Annotated in this window: 19 protein-coding genes; 6 read left to right on the forward strand and 13 right to left on the reverse strand. The window is 56.6% G+C overall.

The features are described 5' to 3' along the window. Nucleotides 1-71: 71 nt before the first annotated feature. Nucleotides 72-1,091 (reverse strand): type I glyceraldehyde-3-phosphate dehydrogenase, encoded by a 1,020-nt coding sequence (gap, locus tag AS89_RS0109530; protein WP_010132334.1) that lies wholly within the window; start codon nucleotides 1,089-1,091, stop codon nucleotides 72-74. A gap of 209 nt (nucleotides 1,092-1,300) precedes the next feature. Beyond that, nucleotides 1,301-3,301, reverse strand: a complete 2,001-nt coding sequence (gene tkt, locus AS89_RS0109535; protein ID WP_010132336.1) for a transketolase — start codon at nucleotides 3,299-3,301, stop codon at nucleotides 1,301-1,303. 322 nt (nucleotides 3,302-3,623) lie between these two features. Between tkt and AS89_RS0109540 the strand changes: the two genes are divergently transcribed. From AS89_RS0109540 to metF, 4 genes are all read left to right on the forward strand, one after another. Beyond that, complete coding sequence (locus AS89_RS0109540) at nucleotides 3,624-4,601, forward strand: metalloregulator ArsR/SmtB family transcription factor (protein WP_010132338.1); 978 nt, start codon at nucleotides 3,624-3,626, stop codon at nucleotides 4,599-4,601. A 141-nt stretch (nucleotides 4,602-4,742) separates the two neighbouring features. Then, nucleotides 4,743-5,963 (forward strand): methionine adenosyltransferase, encoded by a 1,221-nt coding sequence (gene metK / locus AS89_RS0109545; protein ID WP_010132339.1) that lies wholly within the window; start codon nucleotides 4,743-4,745, stop codon nucleotides 5,961-5,963. A gap of 74 nt (nucleotides 5,964-6,037) precedes the next feature. Continuing rightward, nucleotides 6,038-7,414 (forward strand): adenosylhomocysteinase, encoded by a 1,377-nt coding sequence (ahcY, locus tag AS89_RS0109550; protein ID WP_029249916.1) that lies wholly within the window; start codon nucleotides 6,038-6,040, stop codon nucleotides 7,412-7,414. 63 nt (nucleotides 7,415-7,477) lie between these two features. After that, nucleotides 7,478-8,314, forward strand: a complete 837-nt coding sequence (gene metF, locus AS89_RS0109555; protein WP_010132341.1) for a methylenetetrahydrofolate reductase [NAD(P)H] — start codon at nucleotides 7,478-7,480, stop codon at nucleotides 8,312-8,314. Nucleotides 8,315-8,368: 54 nt separating this feature from the next. Here metF and AS89_RS0109560 read toward each other — a convergent pair whose 3' ends face one another. The 3 genes from AS89_RS0109560 to AS89_RS18195 form a co-directional block, all read right to left on the reverse strand. After that, on the reverse strand, nucleotides 8,369-10,294 hold the full coding sequence (locus tag AS89_RS0109560) for an alpha/beta hydrolase family protein (protein WP_010132342.1): 1,926 nt from the start codon (nucleotides 10,292-10,294) through the stop codon (nucleotides 8,369-8,371). A gap of 101 nt (nucleotides 10,295-10,395) precedes the next feature. Next, a complete protein-coding gene (locus tag AS89_RS0109565; RefSeq protein ID WP_010132343.1) occupies nucleotides 10,396-13,326 on the reverse strand; it encodes a TonB-dependent receptor plug domain-containing protein in 2,931 nt (976 codons plus the stop codon). Nucleotides 13,327-13,606: 280 nt separating this feature from the next. Further along, on the reverse strand, nucleotides 13,607-14,245 hold the full coding sequence (locus tag AS89_RS18195) for an OmpA family protein (RefSeq protein ID WP_237709665.1): 639 nt from the start codon (nucleotides 14,243-14,245) through the stop codon (nucleotides 13,607-13,609). Between the two features lie 236 nt (nucleotides 14,246-14,481). Here AS89_RS18195 and AS89_RS0109575 point away from each other — a divergent pair, with 236 nt between their 5' ends. Then, complete coding sequence (locus AS89_RS0109575; RefSeq protein ID WP_010132346.1) at nucleotides 14,482-15,234, forward strand: hypothetical protein; 753 nt, start codon at nucleotides 14,482-14,484, stop codon at nucleotides 15,232-15,234. Nucleotides 15,235-15,246: 12 nt separating this feature from the next. On the opposite strand, the gene AS89_RS18860 is transcribed toward AS89_RS0109575, so the two are convergent. From AS89_RS18860 to AS89_RS0109605, 6 genes are all read right to left on the reverse strand, one after another. Next, nucleotides 15,247-15,411 (reverse strand): hypothetical protein, encoded by a 165-nt coding sequence (locus AS89_RS18860; protein ID WP_010132348.1) that lies wholly within the window; start codon nucleotides 15,409-15,411, stop codon nucleotides 15,247-15,249. Nucleotides 15,412-15,466: 55 nt separating this feature from the next. Further along, complete coding sequence (locus AS89_RS0109585; protein WP_010132350.1) at nucleotides 15,467-16,126, reverse strand: HAD family hydrolase; 660 nt, start codon at nucleotides 16,124-16,126, stop codon at nucleotides 15,467-15,469. 18 nt (nucleotides 16,127-16,144) lie between these two features. Then, entirely contained in the window at nucleotides 16,145-16,507 is a 363-nt protein-coding gene (locus tag AS89_RS0109590) for a hypothetical protein (RefSeq protein WP_010132351.1), read from the reverse strand. Between the two features lie 13 nt (nucleotides 16,508-16,520). Continuing rightward, entirely contained in the window at nucleotides 16,521-17,261 is a 741-nt protein-coding gene (locus AS89_RS0109595) for a 16S rRNA (uracil(1498)-N(3))-methyltransferase (RefSeq protein ID WP_010132352.1), read from the reverse strand. Between the two features lie 182 nt (nucleotides 17,262-17,443). Then, a complete protein-coding gene (locus AS89_RS0109600) occupies nucleotides 17,444-20,578 on the reverse strand; it encodes an efflux RND transporter permease subunit (protein WP_010132354.1) in 3,135 nt (1,044 codons plus the stop codon). 2 nt (nucleotides 20,579-20,580) lie between these two features. After that, the gene (locus AS89_RS0109605) at nucleotides 20,581-21,801 is read right to left on the reverse strand and encodes an efflux RND transporter periplasmic adaptor subunit (RefSeq protein ID WP_237709667.1); all 1,221 of its coding nucleotides are present in this window, start codon (nucleotides 21,799-21,801) and stop codon (nucleotides 20,581-20,583) included. A gap of 328 nt (nucleotides 21,802-22,129) precedes the next feature. Between AS89_RS0109605 and AS89_RS0109610 the strand changes: the two genes are divergently transcribed. Next, on the forward strand, nucleotides 22,130-24,478 hold the full coding sequence (locus tag AS89_RS0109610; protein WP_010132356.1) for a Tex family protein: 2,349 nt from the start codon (nucleotides 22,130-22,132) through the stop codon (nucleotides 24,476-24,478). A gap of 82 nt (nucleotides 24,479-24,560) precedes the next feature. Here the strand turns inward: AS89_RS0109610 and AS89_RS0109615 are convergent, their stop codons facing one another. Further along, the gene (locus AS89_RS0109615; RefSeq protein WP_010132357.1) at nucleotides 24,561-25,238 is read right to left on the reverse strand and encodes an RluA family pseudouridine synthase; all 678 of its coding nucleotides are present in this window, start codon (nucleotides 25,236-25,238) and stop codon (nucleotides 24,561-24,563) included. 126 nt (nucleotides 25,239-25,364) lie between these two features. Further along, on the reverse strand, nucleotides 25,365-26,054 hold the full coding sequence (locus AS89_RS0109620; protein WP_029249918.1) for a TetR/AcrR family transcriptional regulator: 690 nt from the start codon (nucleotides 26,052-26,054) through the stop codon (nucleotides 25,365-25,367). Nucleotides 26,055-26,121 lie beyond the last annotated feature (67 nt).

The raw sequence follows: 26,121 nt of genomic DNA on the forward strand, positions 1-26,121 counted from the left end.
CCACCTAAGGTTGACCTAAAGCGAGTTTGGTCTGAACCTTTCGTTTTGAGCAAATATTCAACACCAATGGCCTAATGCTGAAAAAATAGGCGAGAAAGGTCCAGCATTCGATTGGCAAAACCCCACTCGTTGTCGAACCAGATCAACACCTTGACCAGCTTGCCGCCGGCGACACGGGTCTGGCTGGCATCGACGATCCCGGAGCGCGGATCGTGGTTGTAGTCGCTAGAAGTAAGTGGCTCTTCGCTATAACCCAGCACACCACAATACTCAGATTGCGCTGCGGCCTTGAGCACGGCATTGACTTCCGCCTGGGTAACCGACCGATGCAGCTGCACCGAGAGATCAATGGCGGAAACGTTGATCGTGGGTACGCGCATGGCCTGGGCTTCAAACTTGCCGGCCATGTCCGGGAGTATGCGTTCGATGCCGCGGGCGAGCCCGGTATCCACGGGAATAATGGAGCCGATGGCTGAGCGTGTTTTACGTAAATCGGTGTGGTGATAGGCGTCGTTCACTGGCTGGTCATTCATCGCGGAATGAATGGTGGTGATCACGCCGGCATCAATACCAAAGGCACTGTCGAGCGCGGCGATTGCGGGAATGCTGCAGTTGGTGGTGCAGGAGGCAGCGGAGATGATGGTTTCCTCTCCACTCAGCGAACCGTGATTAACGCCGTAGACGATGGTGGCATCGACATCGCTTTTCGCGGGCTGCGAGAAAATAACCTTTTTCGCTCCGGCCTTGAGGTGCAGCTCGGCGCGTTCGCGTTCGGTAAAACTGCCGGTACACTCGAGGACGATGTCGACCTGCGGCGTGCGCCAGTCGAGGTCTTCGAGTTCGCTGTGATGGGTTACGGAAATCTTGTCGCCGTTCACCAGCAGGGTGTCGTCCTGCACGGCGACATCGCCGATAAAGCGGCCGTGCACGGTATCGTATTTGGTGAGGTGGGCAATGGTGGCGCAGTCGGCCAGCTCATTGATGGCGACGATCTGCAGCTGGGCGCGCAGGTTGGATTCATACAGGGCTCGCAGAACGCTGCGTCCTATGCGGCCGTAGCCGTTGATCGCGAGTCTTATCGGTTTGGGCATGTATACCTCGGGCTATGTCCACCGCCCTTGGTCAATGCTCGGTTGTCGTGCGGTGGCGGCTGGCTACCGGATGCGGATTTTCAGGACCACTGTAAACCCATCCCTGGGCGTTGCGGCGCAAACTTCCTGTTTGCGACGCTCCTGAAAATCCGCATCCGATACCCAGCCTGCGATTCAGACCCCGCTAATTTGCAGCGGAGTCGAACGTTTTACTTCAGCAGGCCTTCTACAGCCTCAACCACTTTATCGGTGGTGATACCGAAGTGCTTCATCAAGTCACCAGCCGGTGCGGATTCACCGAAGGTTTCCATACCGATGATTGCGCCGTCGAAGCCGACAAACTTGTACCAGTAGTCCTTGTGAGCAGCTTCCACGGCAACGCGGGCGCGCACGGAAGACGGCAGTACGGATTCGCGGTATTCAGCGCTCTGTGCAGAGAAGGCTTCGGCACACGGCATGGAGACAACGCGCACCTTGCGACCGGGCAGCTGTTCGGCGGCGGCGGTGGCGAGCTCAACTTCGGAGCCGGTGGCGATGATGATTGCTTCCGGTTCGCCGTCGCAATCGCGCAGGATGTAACCACCTTTCTCGATATCCGCGAGTTGCGCATCGGTGCGTGCCTGCGGGGCCAGGCCCTGGCGGCTGAAGATCAGCGCGCTGGGGCCTTCGCTGCGGGCGATGGCCATTTTCCAGCTTACCGCGGACTCGGTGGCGTCACAGGGGCGCCAGGTCTGCAGGTTCGGGGTGGCGCGCAGTGCGGTCAGCTGTTCTACCGGTTGGTGGGTTGGGCCGTCTTCACCGAGACCGATGGAGTCGTGGGTGTAAACGAAGATGACCTTCTGCTTCATCAGCGCGGCCATACGCACGGCGTTGCGGGCGTATTCCATAAACATGAGGAAGGTCGCACCGTAAGGTACGAAGCCGCCGTGCAGGGCGATGCCGTTCATGATGGCGCTCATGCCGAATTCACGCACACCATAGTACACGTAGTTACCGGAGGCATCGTCTGCCGTGACACCTTTGGTACCGGACCAGATGGTGAGGTTGGAGCCGGCGAGGTCAGCAGAGCCGCCGAGGAATTCCGGCAGCAGCGGACCGTAAGCATTGAGGCTGTTCTGGCTGGCCTTACGGGAAGCGATTTTCTCGGCATCCGCCTGGCACTGCTTGATGTACTCGTCGGCCTTGGCCATGAAGTCCGCCGGCAGTTCGCCGCTCATGCGGCGTTCAAATTCGGCAGCCAGATCCGGGTGGGCTTCTTTGTAGTCTGCGAAAATGTCTTTCCACTCGTCTTCCTGCGCTTCGCCTTTGGCGCGCGCGTCCCACGCGTGGTACAGGTCTTCTGGCACATGGAATGGCTCGTGCTTCCAACCCAGGGTTTCGCGTACCAGGGCGATTTCGTCGTGGCCCAGCGGTGCGCCGTGACACTCTTCGCGGCCCTGCTTGTTCGGGGAGCCAAAGCCAATCACGGTTTTGCAGCAGATGATGGTGGGCTTGTCGGTTACCGCGCGTGCCTCTTCAATCGCCGCTTTGATCGCCGCTGGATCGTGACCGTCCACGTTCGGGATCACGTGCCAGCCGTAGGATTCAAAACGCATGGGCGTGTCGTCGGTGAACCAGCCTTCTACTTCACCGTCGATGGAAATACCGTTGTCGTCGTAGAAGCCAATCAGCTTGCCGAGGCCCAGGGTGCCGGCCAGGGAGCAGGCTTCGTGGGAGATACCTTCCATCAGGCAGCCGTCGCCGAAGAAGCAGTAGGTGAAGTGGTCCACCAGCTCGTAGCCATCGCGGTTGAACTGGGCTGCCATCACTTTTTCTGCCAGTGCCATACCCACCGCATTGGTGATGCCCTGGCCCAGCGGGCCGGTGGTGGTTTCTACACCTGGGGCGTAGCCGTACTCGGGGTGGCCCGGAGTCTTGGCGTGCAGCTGGCGGAAGTTCTGCAGCTCGTGGATGGACAGGTCATAACCTGCCAGGTGCAGCAGGGAATACAGCAGCATAGAACCGTGGCCATTGGACAGCACGAAGCGGTCGCGGTCCGCCCACTCGGGGTTGGCCGGATTGTGTTTCAGATAGTCGTTCCACAGCACTTCAGCGATATCTGCCATTCCCATGGGGGCGCCAGGGTGACCACTGTTGGCTTTTTGGACCGCGTCCATAGACAGGGCGCGGATGGCGTTAGCCTTTTCTGTGCGAGACGGAGTAGAAGACATAGGGATCTCTCGGTTTGGGATCTTCGGTTCATCAGATGCGCTGCGGTCCCGGCTCTGACGGCCAGTATGCCGCGGTCCCTCCCTACCGGCGCTTATCGCTGTCCGGCAAAACGGGGGGCGTATTTTCCCGTACTACCCGGTGGGGCGTAAAGTCTAAGGATTCGTTTCTTCCTTCAGCACAGCAACATTTTCCTAACAAATAGCAATCCTGCTGTACCCGCGGGATTGTCCATGGAATTCACCCCACCTGCATCAACTTTTTTAAATACAGCTAAATCAAAAGTTTTTGATATAGGCCAAAAGCACTGCTAGACTCCCGGCCATGCTTGAGTCCAAAAGTGCCTCCAGCCAACCGGCCGGGGAAGACAAACAACATGCCAGCGACCAGATTCCGCAACTGGCGGCGACCCTTAAGGCCGCCGGCGATCCGTTGCGCCTGGAGATATTGCGCCTGCTGGCTCAGGACTCCTATAGCGTGCTGGAGCTATGCCACATTTTCGACCTGCGCCAGCCAGCACTGTCGCACCACCTGAAGGTGCTCTCCCAGGCTGGACTGGTCAGCAAACGCCGTGAGGGCAACAACCTGTTCTACCGGCGCTCCGCCAACAGCGAGCTGCTCCAGCAACTGTTCAGTGGCCTCGACCAGCTGCCGCTAAGCACTGGCCGGGCCGCCGCCGTGGCCCAGATTGCCGCAGAGCGTGCCGAGGCCTCGCGCCGCTTCTTTGCCGACTACGGCAATCGCTTCCGCGAACAGCAGGAGCTGATCGCCAGTTATAGCGTCTATGGCCCACAGGTAGCACAGCTGCTGAAACCCGGCCGTCACGCGCTTGAGGTAGGCCCGGGCGAAGGGGAATTCCTGGAGGAGCTGGCCAGCCGCTTTGGCACGGTCACTGCGCTGGATCTGTCCGCGACCATGCTCGAGCGCGCGCAGGCCTTTGCCGACGAAAAGGGCCTGCAGAATATCGAGTTCGTGTGCGATGACACACGTGCCGCCGCATCCCGCCCGGAAAGTGCGGACTGCATTGTGGTGAATATGGTGTTGCACCACACGCCGGATCCCGCGCAGATTTTTCACGATCTGCAAAAGTCTTTAAGGGCCGGCGGGCAGCTGCTGATTACCGACCTGCACGACCATGCGCAGGACTGGGCACGGGATGCCTGTGGCGACCTGTGGCTGGGTTTTGCGCCCCAGCAGCTGGTTGAGTGGGCCGCAGATGCGGGCCTGAGCAAAGGGCGCAGTGTGCACAGTGCGCTGCGCAATGGCTTCCAGATTCAAATCCAAGAATTTTTGAAACCCTGACCACCCAAAAAAAATCGCATTCAAGCAGCAAACCAATTACGTAATAGCTAAGTACTAGGCAGTGTCGGCGGGCGAAACCGTAGTTCCCCGCGCCAGCATAGGAATAACGGAAGCGCGCCAAGCGCAATAGGAGAACTCAGCATGAGTGAATACAGCATTTTTACCTCGGAATCAGTATCCGAAGGCCATCCAGACAAAATCGCCGACCAGATTTCCGATGCGGTACTGGACGCCCTGCTGGCACGCGACAAAAACGCCCGTGTAGCCTGCGAAACCCTGGTGAAAACCGGTATCGCGGTTATTGCGGGTGAAATCAGCACCAGCGCCTGGGTCGACCTGGAAGACCTGGTGCGCAAGGTCATTACCGATATCGGCTACACCTCTTCTGCGGTGGGTTACGACGGTGAAACCTGTGGTGTGATCAATGTGATCGGCAAGCAGTCTGTGGATATCGCCCAGGGCGTGGACCGGGTAAAACCGGAAGACCAGGGCGCCGGTGACCAGGGTCTGATGTTCGGCTATGCCACCGATGAAACCCCGACGTTCATGCCGTCGCCGGTGTACTACGCACACCGTCTGGTAGAGCGTCAGGCAGAAGCGCGCAAATCCGGCCTGCTGCCGTGGCTGCGCCCGGATGCGAAGAGCCAGGTTACCTTCCGCTACAACGAACAGGGCGAGCCCTGTGCGATCGATGCGGTGGTGCTGTCTACCCAGCACAACGAAGAGGTGTCCCAGGAAGATCTGCGCGAAGCGGTTATGGAACTGATCGTGCACCACGTGCTGCCGGCCGACCTGCTGCACGAAAACACCAAGTACCACATCAACCCGACCGGCAAGTTTGTGATCGGCGGACCTGTAGGTGACTGCGGCCTGACTGGCCGTAAAATTATTGTGGACACCTACGGCGGTTCCGCACGTCACGGCGGCGGCGCTTTCTCTGGTAAGGACCCGTCCAAGGTGGACCGCTCCGCCGCTTATGCAGGCCGTTACGTAGCGAAAAATATCGTCGCCGCGGGTCTCGCCAAGCGCTGCGAGATCCAGGTGTCCTATGCGATTGGTGTGGCCGAGCCCACCTCTGTCTCCATCAACACCTTCGGCACCGGCAAAATCAGCGACGACAAACTGATCGAACTGGTGCGGGAAAACTTCGACCTGCGCCCCTACGCCATTTCCAATGCGCTGGACCTGCTGCACCCCATGTATCAGCTGACCGCTGCCTACGGCCACTTCGGCCGCGAGCCGTTTGAGCACAGCTACAAGTGGATCGACAGCAACGGCAAAGAACAGGTAGAGACCTTCACCGCTTTCCCGTGGGAGAAAACCGACAAGGCGGAAACCCTGCGCGCGCAAGCAGGTTTCTGATTTACAAGAACACCGAATACAGAGGCCGTTATCGGCCTCCAATAAAATTCTCAAGGATTTAACTAGTGAACCAAATGAGCACCGAATTCAAAGACTTCAAGGTCGCCGATATTAATCTGGCCGATTGGGGCCGCAAGGAAATTGAAATTGCCGAAGGTGAAATGCCGGCATTGATTACCCTGCGTGAAAAGTACCGCGCAGAGCAGCCGCTGGCGGGTGCCCGCATCATGGGCTGTATCCACATGACCATCCAGACCGCGGTACTGATCGAAACACTGGTGGCATTGGGTGCAGAGGTGCGCTGGTCTTCATGCAACATTTTCTCCACCCAGGATCACGCCGCTGCCGCCATCGCCGCCCGCGGAATTCCGGTATTTGCCTGGAAAGGTGAGACCGAAGAAGAGTACGAGTGGTGCCTCGAGCGCACTATTGGTGCTGACGTAGCTGGCTGGCAGCCGAATATGATTCTCGACGACGGTGGCGACCTGACCGAACTGCTGCACCGCAAGTATTCGGAGCTGTTGGACAAATGCCACGGCATCAGTGAAGAAACCACCACCGGCGTACACCGCCTGCAGGACATGCTGAAGGCAGGCACCCTCAAGGTACCGGCGATCAACGTGAACGACGCCGTGACCAAGAGCAAGAACGACAACAAATACGGTTGTCGCCACAGCCTGAACGACGCCATCAAACGCGGCACCGACCACCTGCTGTCCGGCAAGAAAGCATTGGTTATCGGCTACGGTGATGTGGGCAAAGGCTCTGCAGCTTCCCTGCGCCAGGAAGGCATGATCGTGAAGGTAACCGAGGTTGACCCCATCTGTGCCATGCAGGCCTGCATGGATGGTTTTGAATTGGTTTCCCCCTACATCAATGGTGAAAACAATGGCACCGCAGATTGCATCGACCGCACCCTGCTTGCCAATACCGACCTGATTGTGACCACCACCGGTAATGTAAACGTGTGCGATGCGCACATGCTTGCGGCGCTCAAGTCCGGTGCAGTGGTGTGTAACATCGGCCACTTCGATAACGAAATCGACACCGCGTTTATGCGCGAAAACTGGGAGTGGCAAGAAGTAAAACCGCAGGTGCACAAGATCGTGCGCGACGCGGCGAGCAACGATCACCTGCTGCTGCTGTCTGAAGGCCGCCTGGTGAACCTGGGCAACGCTACCGGCCACCCCAGCCGCATCATGGACGGCTCCTTCGCCAACCAGGTGCTGGCACAGATCCACCTGTACAAGGAAAAGTTTGCCGACTTGCCCGCAGACCAGAAAGTATCCGCGCTGTACGTAAAAGTACTGCCGAAGCATCTGGACGAAGAAGTGGCCAAGTACATGGTCGAGGGCTTTGGCGGCGTAATTACACGCATGACCGAAGACCAGGCCAAATATATCGGCGTATCGGTTGACGGCCCGTACAAGCCAGAAAGCTACAAGTATTAAGATGCCTCTGGACCGGTCGCGAATCACCATCGCGACCGGTATCCGAGGGAATGGAAAAGAACAATGAGTGATTTACGTATTAGTTTTGAATTTTTCCCACCCAAGACCGAAGAGGGCCGGGAAAAACTGAAGAACACCCGCGAACAGCTGCAAGCATTTAACCCGGAGTTTTTCTCCGTTACCTACGGTGCCGGTGGCACCACCCGCGACACCACCGCCAACATTGTGTGCGGCCTGCGGCAAAAGGGCGTTTCCATTGCGCCGCACCTGTCATTTGGCGGCGACAACGAAGAAATCGTACTGGGGCTGCTGAACCGCTACAAAGAAGCCGGTGTCGACCGTATCGTAGCATTGCGTGGTGACATGCCTTCCGGTATGGGTGCAGTTGCACAGTTGGTGTACGCCAATGAGCTGGTGGCCTTTATCCGTCGTCACACTGGCGACCACTTCCATCTGGAAGTCGCGGCCTACCCGGAAATTCACCCGGAAGCCGGCAGCTACGATGACGATATCCGCTATCTGAAAGGCAAGTTTGATGCAGGTGCCAACAGCGCCCTGACTCAATATTTCTATAACCCGGATGCGTATTTCTACTTCTTGGACCAGTGTGCCAAGGCAGGTATTGATGCACCCATTTACCCGGGCATCATGCCAATCACCAACTTCACCAACCTGGCACGTTTCTCGCGCAATTGCGGCGCGGAAATTCCACGCTGGCTGAAGTACCGTATGGAAAGTTTCAGCAACCCGGAAGACGTGAAAAAGCTGGGATTGGAAATCGTGACCGATCTGTGTGAAACCCTGCTCGAGGGTGGCGCACCCGGGCTGCATTTCTACACCATGAACCAGGTGGGACCCACGGCCAGCATTCTGGATGCGCTACAAATCTCGCAAGGTTGAATCAAACAAAAAAGAGCCTCAAATGAGGCTCTTTTTTGTTGCAGCTGGAGAACCCTATAACCCTCCCGGGCCACAGTCATTTTTCAAATACTCCTCTAGCGCGGAGAGCATCGTGTAATGATGCTGAGGGAACCAGGGATTACTGTGCCATAAATCAGGAATCTCGAGATATTTGACCGGTTTATCCAGACTTTTCAGGCGGTCATAAAACTTTCGAGACTGGTCCACTGGTACACGCTGATCCCGGTCACCATGAAAAATAAACAATGGAATATTTGCCTTGTCAGCCTCGTAGTGAGGGGACAAGCCGGCGATGGTTGGATTCTGAAATTCCCGGTTAAACGGGTTTTCGAAAGTAATTTTATCAAAGGTATCCAACTCAGATAGCCCAGCACCTGCAATCGCACACTGGTATGGACTATCCTCCCGCACAGTCGCCGCCATGGCTGCATAGCCGCCATACGAGTAACCAAACATAGCTATACGGTCTTCACTTGCAATACCGTTATCAACTAACCACTTTGCCCCGTCATCTTTATCGTCCTGCATCTTCTGTCCCCACTCGCGATCACCAGCACGCCATAGTCGCTGCCCCCACCCCTCTGACCCGCGATATTGAGGCTGCAGGACCGCATATCCACGGTTCGCGAGAAACTGGGCCCAACGATCCCAACCAAGATAGTCACGCGCCCAGGGCCCACCGTGAGGCATAACGACCGTTGGGTAGGGAGGCTTTACTCCATGGGGTTTGGTCAAGAATGCAGGGATTTCCAAGCCATCCCTAGCTTCGTAGGTCACAAACTCCATTTCCGACATGGCCGATGGATCGATATTCGGGAAAGTTCTACCAAGGGGCATCAACTGCTGTTGATTGATAAGAAGGCTGTATGAACCCGGTTCTTTGGGACCCGAAGAATAAATCACTACCAGATTCAAATTTCGAGACATAGACTCCAAACGATGTATTTGATCTTTTGGCAGTGCAGCATCGATTTTGCTTTGCAACTGTGCAAAATCAGCATCGGTGTAAACATCGGTTACCGCAGGGCCAGCGACACGATACCCAATCACATCAGACTTACCGGCCACTGGATAAGGATGAGTGAGCACCCCCATCATCTCATAGTTCTCACCAGGAAATAGCGGCTCGCTCAGCTCGCGAGAGCTAATATCGTAACGGCGAATGATGGCCTTATCGCGACCGGTATTGTCAGACACATAGACACTGCCATCAGCGGCTACAGTTACGCCATCAATACCAATTCCCTCGCGATTAGCAGCATAGACCTTAAAGTGCTCTTCCCATTTATCACTTACAGGGTTTTTGAAGGATGTAACAATATGTATATCGTCACCTGAGCCCTCAATCTTCTGGCGAACGACGACGTTGCCCAAAGTGTCAGTGTCAAAACTACTTCTATCATCACCACGGAATACGCGTTTAGTGGTCAACCGCTTTAGGTCGAGCTCTAAGAACTCCTCGGTCCGTTGATCTGTTTGTATGCTAACCAAAACCTTATTTGGTTTATCTTCAAGTAAATCAACGATAGAGGCAGACTGAATGTCATCGCGATGACGCATCAACTCGCGAAACTCACCAGTGTCAGCGTCTAGAATGTAGGGGATGTTTCGAAACCAACGCGTAGGCTTTCCGCCAAACCGATAATCGAATTTTTGTCGGCCAACGGCAAATAATTTGTCATCACCCAGCCATTGCAAACCAATTAACTTGCTGCTCTTGGGCTGATAGCGCGTGGGTGGTTTTGAAAAATCGGATACGCTCCAAAGAGTCGCATATGGCGCTTCATTCACACTCGCCAGGGTAAGTGCTGATATCCGTGTACCTGCAGGGTTAACACTAACGGAATCAATCAATGGATCATGCACCCAAGCTTCCAGCGGCACATCCTTGGCTTCAATCTTTACTATTGGTAATGCTGCCAATACGGCAAACAATACGTGTCTTATATTTTTTATCATTCGTCGCTTTCTCAAAATTTTAAAATCTATATTTTGGAATCACGTACAGATCGACGCAAAAAACCCGGCCCCCATTTGGTGACCGGGCGTATCCCTATGCGTTAGAAGTCATAACCAAGCTGAACCATAAAGGTACGGCCAAACATCGGATAACCAGAACCAGGCAATGTATTGAAAACACGCCCTGCAGATACCGACCCTGTGCCATCAGATACTATCGGTGGCTCGTCATCCAGCACATTTCTCATGGTCGCCAGTACGCTCCAATCGCCCTCTGAATAACGAGCGGAGAGCGTATGGTAAAGCTCATTGTCAGTTTGGGTGATCAAGCGTTCGTTCGGAGCTTCTTGGCTTGAACCAATGAAGTCCAAACGCCAGTTAAACTCCCACTCTTTGTAGTCGACAGAAATATCCATATCGCCTACCCAGTGCGGGAAGCCCCAAGCACCTTCATAGTTCTCTTCCTCACCCAGAATTTCAGAACTGGACTCATCGGTATAGGTGATAGTTGTATCGACACTGAAATCAAAACTATTGAAGGAGTGCTCGTACAACATATCGATGTCATAACCGGAGGAGTTGAATTTACCTACGTTAATAAAGGATGCATCGACCGATGTCACGAAGCCATCTTCGTCCCGCGCACCAATCCGTGAACAGAAGGGACTGGAAAAGTTTTCTGAGCTATAGCAGGTACCGAGGAGACCAACAGCAGTGAGGCTCTGAACAGTGTTTTCCACTTCAATGTCATACCAACTAAGCGCCACGGACAGACCAAGCTCTTCGGGCTGCCATACGATGCCATAGGTATAAGAATCAGAAGTTTCAGCCTTCAGGTCATCGGCACCACCTGTAACGGTGAGAATAGAGCGGCTTCCATTCTCACCGAAATCTTCCGGTACGACAGCAGCACAGTTCTGATAAATAATATCACCCGGGTCGTATGTAGAAGTGTAGTTTAGGCAGGGGTCTGACAGACCTTGAGCAAAGCTGGTTTGGTCGCCTAAGAAAATTTCATACAAATCAGGTGCGCGGAAGGAGGTACCTTTGGTTGCTCGCAGACGCACGCTAGGGATCACTTGCCAGTTAAACGCTGCGCGGTAAGTTGTGTCGTCACCATAAGAGTCATAGTCAGTCCAACGAGTAGACATATTCAATGACATCTCTTCAGCACCAGGGACATTAGCTAGGAGAGGTAATTCAAATTCACCATAGATTTCCTGGACGGTATCCGTACCCTTAGTGCGCCCCGCTGCAGTAAAGCCCCACAAATTGTCATTTTGCGAATTTTCATCGGGGATATCATCAATACCTTCGCGGCGATACTCGATACCAATTACACCCATGGCTTCACCAGCCGGCATACTAAAGAGTTCACCTGTGGCGTGACCGGCAAATTGGATACTATCGTAGACCGTCTCACCTTCTGTCATGGCAGTGAGGTAATTGCGCTCAGCATCGGTCAGACGGCCATTCAATAGGGCGTCTTCGGTAAACAGGTTGGCCGCGACACAGCCAGGGTTGTTCGCCAGATCCTTACAAACCAGATTGCCATCAGCGTCCAGCTCGGCATTAAGCGAGGCCGTCACTCGATCATCCAGTAGCTGCTCACTCGCGTAAGTACCCTTGGAGTAACCATATCCCATGTACGCATCGTAGGTCCAAGTTGCGGATAGATCGCCTTTCAAACCAGCAAAGAAGTTAATCCGATCAATCGAAACCTTGCTTTCCGGGTTGAGCAGTTCATAGCTAGGCAATACTGGTTGTGCAGTGAATCCGCCAAAGCCCGCGAGAGGGCCACTCGTGCCAAATGGGTTAGTCGGATTGTCTGCTGGAACTACTGGGAAAAACTGACGATAACCACTATTCGCTACCGTATCGCGGCGATTGTAGAACATCTCGTAATAGGCAGTAGCACTGAGATCATTGATCGCAAAATCGTAGTTACCCATAGAAGACAATGAGAACAGCTCTAGATCAGTTTGCATCTGATAAATGCTGCCTTCACGGGTATCGCGATAAAATTCACCAGAGTTATCCAGATCATTTTCCGCTACGGTTGTATAGTAAGGAATACCGTAAATGCCATTGATGGTTGGATCGTAATTTGGATTTGAAGCATCCGCACCAGGCGCCAAACTCGGATCAAAACGGGCCCAACCAAATGGCGAGACTGCAAAACCTTGGATCTGGCCGAAGCACAGTTCCTCTCCAGTCGAAGGGTCACGGTTGTCAATAGTGCCGTTACCATCATTGTCAGTAAGGCGCGGCCGTGTAGTGCACTTTGCGTAGTCAACATCGTTCGCAACGATTTCCGACTGCTTATATGCACTGCTGGCAACATTCACACTCCAATTGTCTCCGGTGACACCCCACACCCCGTCCAGGGAGTACTCGGCACCTTCCCCAATTTCGGGGACCCGGTACAAAAAGTTCACGGTACTACCATCGATGGATTCACGAGTAATTGCGTTGACAACACCCGCGATTGCATCAGCGCCGTAAATAGAAGATGCGCCATCTTTCAGGATTTCATAACGGTTCACCAGTGAGGATGGCAGTGCCGTCAAATCCACTGAGTTGGTTGCACCACGAACACCGGAAGGAGCCCAGCGCTTGCCGTTTACCAATACCAGAGATCGCTGCCCACCGAGACCACGCAGAGAAACGGTCTCTGCTCCCGGCCCGCCGTCAGTGACGAAACCAGAAAAAGAATCATCAATCTGTTGACCAGAGGCAACAGTCGAATTTTGCAAAATATCCGAAGCACTGATTAGACCCGCCAAGGCACTTTTGCTTGTGGTGATTACGGCGATAGGTGCTGTGCTACTGTATGTATCTCGCTTAATACGAGATCCCGTTACAGTCACATTTTCCATGGCCGGTTCAACTTCTTCCGCAGCTTTCGCATCCATCGCGACAGTCTGAGTTTCCAGCTCGCTCTCTTCCTGCGCATAGGCATACTGGATACCAACGCTCATTGCGCCGGCAACGGCAAGACTGAGGAGTTTTTTATTAAATGTCCTTTCCATGCATCCCCCAAGGATTAGCTTTTGGTAGTGAAGGCAAGTCGATTTGAGCCCAATCTTCAGTTGTAAATACTGTGATAGCTGATAAGCCCAAAGGAAACGACTCCCAATGACTTGACGTGCTGAAAGGAGCAAACCTCAGAATAAAACTGTACAAAAATCGGAAAAATTAAAAGTATTCACCATAAGATGAATTATGCGCCAAATTTAGTATGAACCCGCTGCTGCTTTGTTCTTTTTTTGATCATCGGACTTTCTCACAGCAAACTCGGACTGGCCAGATCTAGTTGCTAGCTTCTCGCCGCTCGCCACCGAGACGCACATTTAACGGCTTGCCATCGAAGTCGATCACCCGCACCACCAAACGGCGGTTTTTTTCGCGCCCGCGCTGTGTCGTGTTGTCGGCAATAGGGTCGGAATCACCGAGGCCGGCGGCCTCTACACGGCCGGAATCAATGCCTCGTTCCAGTAAAAACTGACGCACCCAGTCCGCCCGCCACTGCGACAACTTGCGGTTTTTATCCGGATCGCCGGCGTTGTCCGTATGCCCTTCCACCACGATCTGGAGCGCAGGAAAGTCGCGCATGATAACGAGCAACGCTTCCACGTCCCCCAAGGTATTCATCTTGGGGGCAAAGCCTCCGGGAATGAAATCCACACTCAATACAAAACTATCTCCCTGCTCCCGCGTCTGTCCCATCAGATAGCGCACCATGTCGTCACCAAATGGTGCCGCCTCGCGGGCCGTCTGCTCGCTCAAGCCATTACTCACCAGATCCCGCGGGTCGAGTGTGTATTTCTTGGTGGGGTCGGTGCACCCGGTCGCAAGCACAATAGCAAGTACCAGAGGCGACATAGAATAGGTTGCACGGGTAACGGCCCGACGGGGACGCAATGATGACTTGGAACATGCTTTGGGCATGGGGTCAGCTCCTCAACCAGAATCGAGCAGCGCCCGCTACAAACACGAGCACCAGACGGTCCAGAGATTCTAGAGTCGGAGAAAAGTATTCCCTAGGTGGACCCGGATGACGACCTCAGCCACCAAGCAACTCGGGCAACACCATGCTCGTGCAAACCCTTGCATCCACGTATTTCTGATAAGACCAGCGGGACTCTAACCTTCACAAAATGCCTTAAGCCCTCTGGGAGATGGCTATGAACAAACAGCTCCTGCTTACCATCCTCGGCATTGCCGCCATTGCCTGGGCGCTGGTATTTAACGCCAAGGTCACCGCACAGCAAATCGTCACCGTCGATCCGGGAGATGCGTGGCTGAATGCCAGTGAAGGCTATCAAGAGAAAGTCACCTGGCGCATTGCCAGCAAGGGCGGTGCCGCCTCACCGCGCGGGGTATTTGTCAATCTGGACAACAATCAAGAGCTCGCGATCGTTGACCAAATTCTCGAGTTCAGTGGCGACAGCGGTCAACTGACTGAGATCGTTCAGATCTCTCCAGTGCAGGCGCGCAGCTGGCATCAGAAAGGGGTGCGGAGAGTAGGATACCGACGCGTGTTTGCCGGCCCCGCAGGCAGCCTTTCCAACCATATCCTGTTTGACCTGGACTCCAGCGGTCGCCTGGCACAGGTAGAGGCCTCTCCGCCCTCACAAACCGTGAGTGGCAAATCCCGGCAAATGATGATGGCGTGGAACCTGGACAGCGACCTTGGCAACATTAGCGCAACGTCCACCAGTGGACAGTTTCTGGTGGGCGACACAGTAATTTATGAGGTTTCTGAAGCGGTCACCGCACAGGCCGGCAAGCCATTGCGAGAAACGGTCGAATTACCGCCTGGCCTGGTGCGCTCATTACTAGCGCAGGGTATTAATGAGGTGCGCTACACGCGCACTTTCGTGGATGAGAAAGACACGCGGCGCAGCGCTTCGGTAGAGGTTCAACTGACGGAGTAATTGGCCTGTCGGTTAGCCGGCGCGCTTGCGTCGGGTGAGCTGGAACCAGAAAAGGCCTTCCAGCACTATGCCAAGCAGGAGGAAGATAGCACCTCCGGCGGGGATGCCGAATACGTAACAGGCAATGGCTGCAAACAGACAGATAACTGCGATTAATAGTCTTTTCAAGATGCTCATAGCCTAGCTTCCGTAAAATATCGCTAACTCCTTTGCGACCACTTTGCCAGTACATTCAAAAGTAATCCAGCAACAGTTGCATATCGTTGATTACCCGCGCGCCCTCGGCCTCCAGCTGCCGTGTGCGCGTTGCGTGCTGGCTGTATCCGATAACGGGCATACCTGCCGATACCGCAGCCTTCACCCCGGCAATGGAGTCCTCAACCACAAGACAGTGCTCGGGCGCCACATCAAACTGCGCCGCACTGTGCAGAAACAGGTCGGGCCAGGGCTTGCCGCGACCGACATCATCGGCACTGTAGATACGCCCGGCAAAATAATCCCACAATCCGGTTTTGTTGAGTGTGACCTGCATTTTCGCATGAGGGCCAGATGAGGCCACACAGGTTTGCAGGTCTGTGGCCTGCAATTTGTCCAGCACCTCATGAATGCCGGTTACTGCCTCTAACTCTGAGTGGAAGGCGGCGCGAATGCGGCTCTCTGTTGCATTGAAATACGACTGCGGCAACGGACCACCGTAGCGGGTTTCGATATCCAGCAGGCAGTCCTGGATAGAGCGACCACTAAATTCTTCATCTAACTGTTCGGCGGTTGCCGGCATCCCGAGCTTCGTCATCTCCTCCGCCACCACACGGCACACGATCGATTCGCTGTCTACCAGCACGCCATCGCAATCGAAGATAACCAGACGGGTTTGGGAGGTAAAACTATGCATGTATCGTCCAAGGCTTTTTCAGGTCGCAGAGATCAACAGGATCCCGATCAAGACACCTACGGCGCCAGCGACGCGGACAATGTTTTCATTGCCATGGGCGATACCCAGGACAAATTCACGGGTGCGTTCATAACCGGACTGCAGCGCATAGGCGCCGATTACCACCAGCAAGATACCCAACACATTAAACAGGGTGCCCCAGCTGCGGGTATCGGAAATCAACAGGAAAATAATACCGATGACAATCCGTGCCCAGGCACCGAAGTAAAACATCTGTGGATTCATGCGATCGCTTAAATCCCGCGCGATCTGCGGCTTGAGGACAATCAGAATCGACATGGCAGCAATGGCCACACCAATTAACCAGACTAAAGCCTTCATCGTGTTTCCCCTGTTAGATATCGCCCCATTGATACTGCAGCACAGACAAGGCCGCTACCGGCGCCGTCTCGGTGCGTAAAACCCGTGGCCCCAACCGAAGCGGATGGAAGCCCTGCTGCAGCGCCAGCGCAATTTCCTCCGCCGACAGGCCACCTTCCGGCCCCACCAATAATAGCGCGGCATGCGTGCGCCCCGATTGCTGCTCCAGCTCTGCCAGAGTCGCATTGGTGCGATGGTGCAGCACCAGCTTCAGCGCATCACTTTCCTGAGCCTGATCGAGCAACTGCGGCAATTTCAGTGGCGCCAAAATCTCCGGCACCAGATTGCGCGCGCATTGCTCACAAGCGCTGATAGCAATCTGCTGCCACTGACCCAGCTTTTTCTGCAGGCGATCACCGGAAAGTTTTACCTCACAGCGCTCGGTAAACAGCGGCTGAATCTGCGCCACCCCCAACTCGGTGGCCTTCTGGATCACCCAGTCAAAACGATCACCGCGGGAAATTCCTATCGCCAAAGTGATGGCCAGCGGCGACTGCCTGTTACCCTCGCTAAAGGCGCCAATTTTCACTCGCGCCTTTTTGCCCGCCTCAACCAGCTCCGCCGCGTACTCACCGCCGCTCCCATCAAACAAAATAAGCGGACGCCCCGGCCCCAGACGCAACACCTTTACCAGATGGCGCGACGCCGCTTCATCGAGTTGCAGCTCTGCTTGGCCAGCCAAAGGCTGCGAAGAAAAAATACGAGGAATACGCAAAGGAACTTCCAGATCCAGGAAAACATTGCGTGAAGAGTAATACAGGCAGAGAGGAAGTTGTAGCTAGAACCCCGCGGCCCCGGGATAAGGCCGTTTGGTGGCCCTGCACGGAACAGTTGCCGCCCAGGTTGTGGAGTGCAGGGCCACCAATCGGCCGCCACTGCACCCACAAAGTGCTCGAGTTATACCCTCTCGATATCCAACGGCAGTTCTTCAGCAGGCTTGTCGCCCTTCACCCTAACCCGCATCGTCTCAATGACTTTGTACAGGTTAGGCACCAGCACCAGCGTGACAAAGGTCGCACACAGTACGCCAAACGCCAAGCTGACCACCATCGGGATCAGGAACTGCGCCTGGATCGAGCGCTCGAACATAATCGGCACTAGACCGATAAACGTCGTGATGGAAGTAAGGATAATCGGACGGAATCGATCGCGACCCGCCTGTACCACGGCATCCATTACCGCCATGCCCTGTGCACGCAGCTGGTTGATCCGATCCATCAATACCAGGTTATCGTTCACCACCACGCCCGCAGCCGCCAGGAAGCCCAGCATCGACATAATGCTGATGTCGTACCCCATAATCAGGTGGCCCAATACCGCACCGAAGAAACCAAACGGTACTGCGGTAAGGATCAACAGCGGTTGCGAATAGGAACGGAAGGCAATCGCCAACAGCGCGTAGATGGTAAACAGGGAAAGCACAAAGAAAGCCAGAATCGCACTGCCAAACTCCTCTTCTTCCTGCATTTCACCCGCGGTTTTCAGGCTGAAGCCCGGGAACTGGTTTTCCCACTTCTTCAGATTGTTTTCACGCACCTGTTTCAGGATCTCATGCGCCGGCGAGGTACCCGGGATCAACTCCGCGGTAATCTGCACCGTGCGCTCGCGATCGTTGCGGCGAATCGTGGTGTAGCCGGGCACGTACACCGCATCGGCCACCGCACTGAACGGGATTTCACCATCGTTGGTGCGAACACGGATACGGTCGATCTGCTCCTCACTGGCACGCTCTTCCTGTGGATAACGCACCATCACGCGCACGTCTTCGCGACCGCGCGGAATACGCTGCACTTCTTCCCCGTAGAAACCCTGGCGCACCTGTCTGGCCACATCGGCGAGGCCAATACCCATATTGGTAGCGTGGGGTTTCAGCTGGATCTCAATGTCCTGACGCGCTGCGATCAGGTTATCGCGCACATCGTAGACACCGGCAAAGCTGTTCAGCGCTTCTTTTACCGCATCCGCCGCACGGCGCATCTCTGCCATGTCCCCGGAGGCGGTACTCAGGTTGAGCGACATACCCTTACCACCATCGTTAATGGTGTGCTGGATATTCATCTCCTCCACACTCGCCGGCAGCTTACCCACATAGTCACGCCATTTCAGCGCCAGCTGCTCGGAAGTTACGTCGCGCTCTTCACCGTCGGTCAGCTGCAGCAGCACGGTCACATTGCCGCGCCACAGGAATACCATGGTGTTATCGACAAACTCCTTGCCACCGTTCAGCGCCAGCATATCCGGGTCTTTCGCCAGCTCCATACCGGCACGCTCGAACTGCTCCAGCACCCGCTTGGCTTCCTCAAAGGACTCGCCCTGCGCCATGGTGGTTCTAAGTTCCAGCAGGTCCGAGGGAACCGATGGCGAGAACGCCTTGCCCACATAACCCTTGCCGAACAGCGCGAACGACAGGATCAGGGCCAGGAAGAAAATCATCACCGTGGTGCGGCTGTTGCTGAGGGACTTCTCCAGCAGCGGCATGTAGTACTTGTCACCCGCGATCTTCATGGCGCCAGCGAACTTGCCGCGCACCTCCTGCAGTTTGCGACCAACACTCGACGTCGCCTTCTGCTCAGGTTTCAGGCTCACCAGGTGCGCAGGCAGGATCAACAGGGATTCAACCAGCGAGAACACCAGGCACAACAATACCACCACCGGCAACGCCATCATCATCTGCGACGTGTAGCCTGGCAGGAACAGCATGGGCACAAAGAACACCATGGTGGAGACCACCGCAAAGATCACCGGCGCGGAGACCGTTTTCACTCCCGCCTCGGCGGCTTTCAGGCCGGTCTCGCCGCGGTCGTGCGCGGCATGCACCGCCTCGCCGACGATAATGGCATCGTCCACCACGATGCCGAGAATCATCAGGAACGCGAACAGTGACAGCATGTTCAGGGTGATACCGGTGGCCGGCAGCAACCAGAAAGCGCCCATAAACGCGGTAAAGATACCCACGGTTACCCACACCGCCAGTGCCGGGCGCAGGAACAGCATCAGCAGCACAAACACCAGGGCCAGGCCGGTCACCGCATTCCAGAACAGCATGCTCATACGGCTTTCATAGGCCTCGGAGAAATCGAACCAGGTTTCGAACTCCATGCCCGGCGGTAGCGTCTCGCGCGCCTCTTGCATGAACTCGCGAATGCCCTCGGCGGTAGCCACCACATCCAGCGGCTCGCCCTGCATGACCCGCAGGTTCATCGCCGGCTTGCCATTGAAGCGGATGATCGAGCCCTCTTCCTCGAAGCCGTCATTGATTGTTGCCACATCACGCAGCAGCAGCTGCGTGCCATCGGCACGGCTGATTACCGGAATACGCGCGAAATCTTCGGCGGTGTAGGCCTGTCCGCGGGTCTGCACCTGGATATCACCGCGGTCGGAACGCACGCGACCGGCCGGCAGGTCCAGGGATGAGCGGCGCACCGCATTGGCAACATCGTCGAAGGACAGGTTGAAGCGGCGCAGGTTCACTTCCGAGACTTCGATGGAAACCTCATCCGCACGATCACCCCACACATCCACGCGGCGCACACCGGGGATCAGCATCAGCTTGTCGCGCAGGTCCAGTGCGGTCTCCTTGAGCTGGCGCGCAGAGACAGGACCGCCGATGGCGATCATCATCATCTGCTGCTCCCACTCTTCCAGCGAGATCACCGGGCGCTCGATATCCGCCGGGAAGGTATTGATGGAATCCACCTGCACCTTGATGTCGTTCAGCAGACGCAGCTCATCGTAGCCGTCGATCGCCTGGATACGCACGGTGCTGTTACTGCGCGAGGACCAGGAGTTTACCTCCTTGATGCCCTTCACTTCGGAAATAGCCTGCTCGACCCGCTGGGTTACCTGCTGTTCCACCTCCGCCGGGCCGGCGCCGGGGAAGCTGATATTAATGCGTACCACACCGGGGTTAATCGCCGGGAATACCTCGCGCCCGACGTGGGAAATACCAAACGCACCGCCGATGATGATCATTAACATCAACAGGTTGGCGGCCTTACTGTTGCGGACGAACCATCCGATAATGCCCTGCATAATTAGTAGGCTCCCTGCGCAGATGCGCTGCTGCCACCGGCAGTTTCCGCACCCTCACTCTGAGGTTCATCGGACGGCCTCTCGGACTGCTCACCCAGGTAGATGCCGGACGGCTTTTCGTTCAGTGGATTCGGGCTCAGCACCATGCCCTCACGGGAATAGCCGAGGCTGGAGATAACCACCTTGTCACCGGCATCGATGTCGCCGCGCAGCCAAACCTGGTCACCGGCGGCCTGCAGCAACTGCACCTGCTTAAAGCCCAGCTGGTTCTCTTCGTTCAGCACCAGGATATGGTCGCCCTCATGCAGGGCCTGACGCGGCAGCAGGGTGATGTCGTCGTAGGTTTTACCGGCAATGTGCGCTTCCACGAACAGGCCGTTAATCAGCGGCGCGTCGCCCTGATACGGGTTCGGCACCTGGGCCACGGCGTACACAAAGCGGCTGTTGGGATCGATGGCCGCCTCGGTGCGCACAATCTGGCCACGCCACTCGCGGGGCTGACCGGCGAGATTGGCACTCAGGCGCACCGCCGGGCCATTTTCAATAGCGCGACCCAGCGGCAGCTCCAGCAGCGACAACTGATGATCGGTCAGGGGCAGGCGCACTTCGGCAATGCCCACACTGTGGATACGGGCGAGCTTGGTGCCGGCAGTCACGTACTGGCCGATGTCTACCAAAGTTTCCACCACGCGGCCGGCAAACGGCGCTTTCACTGCGGTGCGCTCCAGGTTCAGCTTGGCCTGGTCGCGGTCGGCCTTGGCGGCTTCCAGCTCCGCTTGGGCAGCCGCCAGCTGGGGCTTACGCAGGAACAGGTTGTTGGCAGCCTCGCTACCCAGGTCGCGCCATTCGCGCTTGGCCTGCTTGGCCCGCCCCTCTTCCTGGGCCAGGGCCGCGGCGGCATTGGCGACCTGCGACTGGGAGCGGGTCAGCTGATGGCGGTAGTCCGCCGGCTCGATTTGCAGCAGCGAATCATTTTTCTCAAAGAAGCCACCGGCGACAAACCCATCGCTGACGCTTTCAATAACGCCACCCACACGGGCCACGACCTCAATTTCGTGACGGGCATGTACCGAGCCCTGGCTGGGTACCAGCAGGGTGTGACGGCCGGGCTCCGCGTACAGGATATCGGCCACCGGCGGCACTGCCGCTTCGGCAACTTTTTCCTCAGGCTTTGGCGCAAGCGCAACGACTGCGGCTATCGCAGCCCCACCAACTAGAACCACGAGACCCAAAATTTTATTTTTGCTAGAGCGTTTGTTCGAAGGATTCACAGCTGTCCCATTGATCAAAATTTAACTAGTTGCGCATTCTACAGGGCTGACAGCGTATTGGAACCAGCGCCAGCTTCAGAACACCGCAGCAAAATTCCAGTTGATCGCAAACTGCCGACAGCCACCGCCCGCGATGGGAAATCGAACCACTTTCCACCTTGGTGACCGCGGCCCCATGGCCCATAATGGCCGCCGATTTTTTTGGTCGGGCCCGAGCTGTCAGCGCTCACCTCCCCTGCCGCAAAACGCCTGATGTGACTTTGAGGAAGTAGATAACAAGATGTTGGATATCAACGCCCGTATCGCCGAAGAACTGAACGTGCGCCCGCAACAGGTGGCCGCCGCCGTGGGACTGCTGGACGAAGGCGCGACCGTACCGTTTATTGCCCGCTACCGGAAAGAAGTAACCGGGGAACTGGACGACACCCAGCTGCGTACCCTGGAAGAGCGCCTGCGCTACCTGCGCGAGATGGAAGAGCGCCGCGCGGCCATCCTGAAAAGCATCGACGAGCAGGGCAAACTTACGCCCGAGCTGGCCCAGCAGATCAACGCGGCCGATACCAAGAACCGCCTCGAAGACCTCTACCTCCCCTACAAACCCAAGCGCCGCACAAAAGGCCAGATCGCCATCGAAGCGGGCCTCGAGCCGCTGGCCGACGACCTGTACGGCAACCCGTCGCTGAACCCGGAAGAAGAGGCGCAGAAGTACCTCAACACCGGCAACGAAGACGCCGCCCTGCATGTGAAAGACATCAAGGCCGCGCTGGATGGTGCCAAGTTCATCCTGATGGAGCGCTTCGCCGAAGACGCCGAGCTGCTGGGCAAGCTGCGTGACTTCCTGAGCCGCGACGGCCAGGTGAAATCCAAACTGCTGGACGGCAAGGAAGAGGAAGGCGCCAAGTTCCGCGACTACTTCGAATATGGCGAAGAATGGTCCAAGGTGCCGAGCCACCGCGCGCTGGCGATTTTCCGCGGCCGCAATGAAGGCATCCTCGCCATCAACCTGGGCCTGGAAGGCGACGAAGAGCGCCCCGCCACCGCCGGCCATCCCTGTGAAAGCATTATCGCGCGCCACGTGGATATCGAAGACCAGGGCCGCCCCGCCGACAAATGGCTCGGTGAAGTGGTGCGCTGGACCTGGCGCATCAAGCTGCTCACCAGCCTGGAGACCGACCTGCTTGGCCAGCTGCGCGAAAAAGCCGAGGAAGAGGCCATCAAGGTCTTCTCCCGCAACCTCAAGGATCTGCTGCTGGCCGCCCCCGCCGGCCAGAAAGCTACCATCGGCCTGGACCCGGGCCTGCGCACCGGGGTGAAAGTCGCCGTGGTCGACGCCACCGGCAAGGTGCTGGACCACACCGCTATCTACCCCAACCCGCCACAGAACAAGCTGGCCGAGTCTGCCGCGGTCATCGCCGCGCTGTGCAAGAAATACGACGTGGGCCTGATCGCCATCGGCAACGGCACCGCCAGCCGCGAGACCGACAAGTTTGTCGGCGAGACCATCAAGCAGTTCAAACTGACCGCGCAGAAGGTCATGGTGAACGAGGCCGGTGCATCCGTGTACTCCGCCTCCGAATTTGCCGCCAAGGAATTCCCGGACCTGGACGTCACCATCCGTGGTGCCATTTCCATCGCGCGCCGCTTACAAGATCCGCTCGCCGAACTGGTGAAGATCGAACCCAAGTCCATCGGTGTGGGCCAGTACCAGCACGACGTATCCCAATCCCAGCTGGCGCGCTCCCTGGACGCGGTAGTGGAAGACTGTGTGAACGGCGTGGGCGCCGAGCTCAACTCCGCGTCCGCACCACTGCTGACCCGCGTGTCCGGCCTGTCTGCGTCGATCGCCGCCAACATCGTCAACTACCGTGACATGAACGGCGCCTTCAAGAGCCGCGCCCAACTGAAAGAAGTCCCGCGCCTCGGGCCCAAGGCGTTCGAGCAGGCCGCGGGCTTCCTGCGCATCAACAACGGCGAAGACCCTCTCGATCGCTCCGGTGTGCACCCGGAGTCCTACATCGTGGTGAAGCGCATCGCCGAGAAAAACGGCCGAGAGATCAATGGCCTGATCGGCGACTCCGCCTTCCTGCGCCGCCTGAACCCGGCGGACTACACCGATGAGAAATTCGGTGTACCTACGGTGAAAGACATCATCAGCGAGCTGGAAAAACCCGGCCGCGACCCGCGCCCGGAATTCCGCACCGCCAAGTTCGAGGAAGGAGTCGAGGAGATCAAAGACCTGCGCCCGGGCATGGTGCTGGAGGGTACCGTCACCAACGTCACCAATTTCGGTGCCTTCGTGGATATCGGTGTACACCAGGACGGCCTGGTGCATATCTCCGCGCTGTCGGAGAAGTTCGTCAAAGACCCGCACGAAGTGGTCAAGGCGAATGACATCGTCAAGGTGAAGGTGATGGAAGTGGACGTAGCGCGCAAGCGTATCGGCCTGTCCATGCGCATGTCTGACGAGCCCGGCGAACAGGGCAGCGGTGGCGTGAAGCGCGGAGATCACCGCGAGAGCAGACAAGCCCAGCGCCATAACAACCGCAGCCGCCAGCAACAGGGCGGCGGCAACGGCGGCCGCGGCAGCATGGGTGACCTGCTGGCGGCGGCGATGAAGGGTAAGAAGTAACTACCCAGGTAATAAGTCCGGGTAGTAATCCCGAGCAATAAAAAAGGGCGATCCACTGGATCGCCCTTTTTCGTTTGAGAACTTATGTTTCGCGACTGAGTTCGAGAAAATCTTCTCCGGGATTACACAAAAAGTGCACCTCATTCTCCAGCACCGGGTGTTCGAAGCCCAGCTCCTGCGCATGCAACAAAAGCCTCGATGCCGCGGCGCGCGCCTCGGGGTGTGCGTAAAACGGATCGCCCAGAATTGGGTGGCCGAGGGCCTGCATGTGCACGCGCAATTGATGCGAGCGGCCGGTTACGGGAGTTAACTGCAACAGGCTGGTGCGCCCGTCGCTATCGAGTTTTTGCCAGCGGGTCAGGGACGGTTTGCCGGATTCGAAACAGACTTTCTGCCTCGGGCGGTTGGGCCAGTCGCAAATGAGTGGCAGGTCGACCTCGCCCTCGCTCTGCTCGGGCTCACCCCAGACCCGCGCCAGATAGCTTTTCTCTACCTGTCGATTTTGGAATAGCAGGCTCAGCTGCCGGTGCACCTCTGTGCCCAGCGCCATCACCACCAATCCGGAGGTGTCCATATCCAGGCGATGCACAATCAGCGCCTGTGGATACTCTTGCTGGGCACGCAGCGCCAGGCTGTCTTTGTGGGCGGGATCGCGGCCGGGCACGGTGAGCAGCCCGCTGGGCTTGTCCAGCACCAACAGGTGGGCATCGCTGTAGACGACATCCAGGAGGGGATCAGTGGGGGGATTGTAGGGGCGCAAAACTCGGGCTCGGCTATCAGAAGGAAATGCGCCGCAAGCTTACGCAATTTTGCGCGGCCGCGCATTGGGCGGCCGGACTACTGATTCAGAAACAGCGGGTCAAACTAGGCAGACTAATTAGACGAGTTAAACTAAAAAGCCGCGCAACATGCGCACCAGCACGTCGCGGCTGGACTGCCCCTTGATCCCCACACTGGTGACTTGTGAGAACTCCAGGCTCTGGATCATCCACAGGAACATCTGGGCATCCAGATCTGGGGAGCGGGTTGCCAGCGGCGCAATAAATTCACGGGCGTAGCCAGTGAGCTCGTCGTTATACGACTCGATCTCTTTGGCCAGCGCAGGAGACGGGTGTTGTTCGTACAGGTACTGGCACTCGATCTGCAGTTGACGCAAACGAGTGATAGGACCGGTATCGATCAACTGGGCAAAAATATCCGCAAGCCCCTCGATGTACGCATCGCGTTCCGCCAGCGTACCGTCGTCGTTTACGCAGCGTGCCAGCAATTCGGAATAGGCCACCACGATGCCCATGTTTACGGGCTCCATCGACTTTCTGTACTCGCGGAACGCCTCGACCAGAATATTGTCGATGGTGCCGAAGTAATAGGTGGTCATCGCCAGCTGCACACCCGCCTCACTGGCAATCGACCGGTGAGACAGGGCCGCCAGCCCCTTGCGCGCGATCAGATCCAGAGTGGCATTGAGGATCTTCGCCATGGCGACTTCACGCTTCTCCGCCTTCTTGTTTACAGAGGAGGACTTAGCGCTGGGTGCTGTGGGCGTGTTCTCGCCAGCTCCGCTGCTGGAAACCATGTCGTTACCTCAAGAGAGTAAATTCGGGGCACTCAGTGCACGAAATAGGAACCCTATACAACGGTCA

It is taken from the genome of Microbulbifer agarilyticus S89 (assembly GCF_000220505.1).
GTDB lineage: Bacteria > Pseudomonadota > Gammaproteobacteria > Pseudomonadales > Cellvibrionaceae > Microbulbifer > Microbulbifer agarilyticus_B.

What these genes read in the sequence shown, in the direction of transcription:
- AS89_RS0109565 (WP_010132343.1), bottom strand. Translation starts at nt 13,326, where the DNA reads ATGGAAAGGACATTTAATAAAAAACTCCTCAGTCTTGCCGTTGCCGGC.
- metF (WP_010132341.1), top strand. Translation starts at nt 7,478, where the DNA reads ATGAGTGATTTACGTATTAGTTTTGAATTTTTCCCACCCAAGACCGAA.
- gap (WP_010132334.1), bottom strand. Translation starts at nt 1,091, where the DNA reads ATGCCCAAACCGATAAGACTCGCGATCAACGGCTACGGCCGCATAGGA.
- tkt (WP_010132336.1), bottom strand. Translation starts at nt 3,301, where the DNA reads ATGTCTTCTACTCCGTCTCGCACAGAAAAGGCTAACGCCATCCGCGCC.
- AS89_RS0109575 (WP_010132346.1), top strand. Translation starts at nt 14,482, where the DNA reads ATGAACAAACAGCTCCTGCTTACCATCCTCGGCATTGCCGCCATTGCC.
- AS89_RS18195 (WP_237709665.1), bottom strand. Translation starts at nt 14,245, where the DNA reads ATGCCCAAAGCATGTTCCAAGTCATCATTGCGTCCCCGTCGGGCCGTT.
- AS89_RS0109600 (WP_010132354.1), bottom strand. Translation starts at nt 20,578, where the DNA reads ATGCAGGGCATTATCGGATGGTTCGTCCGCAACAGTAAGGCCGCCAAC.
- AS89_RS0109585 (WP_010132350.1), bottom strand. Translation starts at nt 16,126, where the DNA reads ATGCATAGTTTTACCTCCCAAACCCGTCTGGTTATCTTCGATTGCGAT.
- AS89_RS0109590 (WP_010132351.1), bottom strand. Translation starts at nt 16,507, where the DNA reads ATGAAGGCTTTAGTCTGGTTAATTGGTGTGGCCATTGCTGCCATGTCG.
- AS89_RS0109610 (WP_010132356.1), top strand. Translation starts at nt 22,130, where the DNA reads ATGTTGGATATCAACGCCCGTATCGCCGAAGAACTGAACGTGCGCCCG.
- metK (WP_010132339.1), top strand. Translation starts at nt 4,743, where the DNA reads ATGAGTGAATACAGCATTTTTACCTCGGAATCAGTATCCGAAGGCCAT.
- AS89_RS18860 (WP_010132348.1), bottom strand. Translation starts at nt 15,411, where the DNA reads ATGAGCATCTTGAAAAGACTATTAATCGCAGTTATCTGTCTGTTTGCA.
- AS89_RS0109540 (WP_010132338.1), top strand. Translation starts at nt 3,624, where the DNA reads ATGCTTGAGTCCAAAAGTGCCTCCAGCCAACCGGCCGGGGAAGACAAA.
- AS89_RS0109620 (WP_029249918.1), bottom strand. Translation starts at nt 26,054, where the DNA reads ATGGTTTCCAGCAGCGGAGCTGGCGAGAACACGCCCACAGCACCCAGC.
- ahcY (WP_029249916.1), top strand. Translation starts at nt 6,038, where the DNA reads ATGAGCACCGAATTCAAAGACTTCAAGGTCGCCGATATTAATCTGGCC.
- AS89_RS0109560 (WP_010132342.1), bottom strand. Translation starts at nt 10,294, where the DNA reads ATGATAAAAAATATAAGACACGTATTGTTTGCCGTATTGGCAGCATTA.